General features: G+C 32.0%; 2 protein-coding genes. One reads left to right on the top strand and one right to left on the bottom strand.

The genetic code is table 11. The annotated features are described in order from the left end of the window. The first annotated feature begins 301 nt into the window (after positions 1–301). On the top strand, positions 302–580 hold the full coding sequence (locus tag ENL20_02195) for a type II toxin-antitoxin system RelE/ParE family toxin (GenBank protein HHE37365.1): 279 nt from the start codon (positions 302–304) through the stop codon (positions 578–580). A gap of 92 nt (positions 581–672) precedes the next feature. On the opposite strand, the gene ENL20_02190 is transcribed toward ENL20_02195, so the two are convergent. Beyond that, entirely contained in the window at positions 673–2022 is a 1350-nt protein-coding gene (locus ENL20_02190) for a tetratricopeptide repeat protein (protein ID HHE37364.1), read from the bottom strand. Positions 2023–2150: the final 128 nt, after the last annotated feature.

The following is a 2150-nucleotide window of genomic DNA, read 5'->3' as shown; positions in this document are numbered from 1 at the left end:
ATTTGAGTAATTGCATATAACACACAGCTCCACTCTCAGATTGAAAGAAAAGCAAGAAGAGCGTGGCAGCTGCCAACCATTATTAGAAGTTAATAAGAAATAATAACGGAGGATTCAATGGCTAAAAATGTAATGTCCTTCAACTTGGATAATAATCTCTCGATATTCCTTGATAAATATTCCAAAGAGTTACAGGTAAGTAAAAGCTGGACCGTAAAACAGGCTTTAAGATAGTATTTTGAAAAATTCGATGAGTATTTATCCGATATCAGAATTGCATCACTGACAGAAGAAAAATCGCATGAAAAGGTTCTGGAAGAGTATGACATATAAGATCAAATGGGATAAAAGAGCTTATAAAGAATTGAAAGGATTAGAAACCAATGATGCGATCAAGATCTTGAATAACCTTCATAAATTACCAGAAAATCCATATAGCCCGGGTAATGAACTGAAAGGAAAATTCAAAAATAAATTCAAACTCAGGATTGGAGATTTCGGACTCATATACTGGATCGAAGAAAAAGAAAAAAATGTCTGGATAATTGCTATTGGTAATCGGAAGGATGTTTATAAGTAGGAAACAGGTGAAAGGAAGCGGGAAACAGGAGAAACTAGCAAGGGTCAAGTATCAAACTTTCAAAGTTTTTTTGCACAGAATACAATTCTGTGCTACTGATTGATCTCCTCGATCTTCCTTTCAAAGAATGCCACCCAGTCATTGATCTTTAATTTCTTGCTGATCTTGATCACATTTTTAAAATTCTTTTCTGCATTATCTTTATCATTTATTTTCAGATATGCAAAACCGAGATTCCCATAATGGGAAGCAATATTGCGATTATTTTTACCAACAGTTTTCAAATCGATCTCGATCGCTTTTTCAAAAAACTCGATAGATTTCTCAAAATCCTGTAAATTAAAATAGGCAGAACCGATATTATTGTAATTAGTTGCAGTAATGATATTTTCTTCACCAACTGTCTGAATATCAATCTCGATCGCTTTTAAATAATTTTTAATTGCTGCCTTGAAATCTTTATTCTTATCATAAGCGAGAGCAAGATCATTGTAATATCGTGCAGTTGCATGATCATTTTTATCTGAAACTTTCTGAGAGATTTCCAGGGCTTGCCTGTAATACTCAATGGCATCTTCATACTTTTTTTGTTTATAATAGGAAGCACCGATATTATTATAATTTGATGCTGTAATTTTGGGATCCGTATTTTCTTTCTTCAAATCGATTTCAAGTGCTTTTTTATTGTATTCAATAGCTTTATCTATTTCACCAAGATCATTGAGAAGATAACCGTAAAATTTTAAATAGAAAGTATTTTCAGGATCATTTTTCAAAGCAAGTTGAATTAAAGTTTCAGCTCCTTCATAACTGAAGGTCAGGAAATTAACCGAAGCCTGGACATAATAGATATCTGCCTTTTCTGTTTTGGAATTTGTCTTGAATTCATCGCAATAACGATGTATATCCCAGTATTGATGGAAACTTAAAAAATCTGTGATCAATAAAAGCAATTCCTGAAATTCCGGATTGGAAGATTCATTATACAATCGTTTAAGTTCTTCCTGCAATTTCATTTTTTCGGAAATCAATTTCTCAAAATTTGTTTCTATTTCCGCGAGATGGTTTTTATATTTATTTTTTGAACCGAAGAGATGAATAAGTTGTCTGTATAGATCCTGATTTGAAACATCAGTTCGTGTTTCCAGCATTTTTCTGATGTCGTAGATAGTCCTTTCATAAAAAGTGATGAATTTTTTATTCAAGAAAGAGTATTTACTGAAAGTTCTGGCAAAATCGTTAAAAGACTTTTCGTCTTTGAGATTATAGGTTTTTCCTTCAAAAGTGATAATCACTGCTTCCGTAGTGGATTCAAAGTTGTCGCTGCGATATTCGTAAAGATCGATATTGTCATCGCTGGAGATGGAGAGAGATATGATAAATAGGATTAATAAAATTGATGAATTATTTTTTTTAATAACCATTGAGATGGCTGAAATCACATTTTGTGATTCTCCCCGAACTGAAGATGGAGATTAATCTGATTTTTTTTAATTTATAATTAAATAACCAAAAACCTCTGTATCTTTTCATAGAAAGCTCTGTATCTTTTTACAAAAAGCTTTGTATT

Source organism: Candidatus Cloacimonadota bacterium, from assembly GCA_011372345.1.
Classification (GTDB): Bacteria; Cloacimonadota; Cloacimonadia; order Cloacimonadales; family TCS61; genus DRTC01.
Note: the sequence above shows the minus strand (reverse complement) of the source record. Positions and strands in the feature narration are given on the sequence as shown.

What these genes read in the sequence shown, in the direction of transcription:
- ENL20_02195 (HHE37365.1), top strand. Translation starts at nt 302, where the DNA reads ATGAAAAGGTTCTGGAAGAGTATGACATATAAGATCAAATGGGATAAA.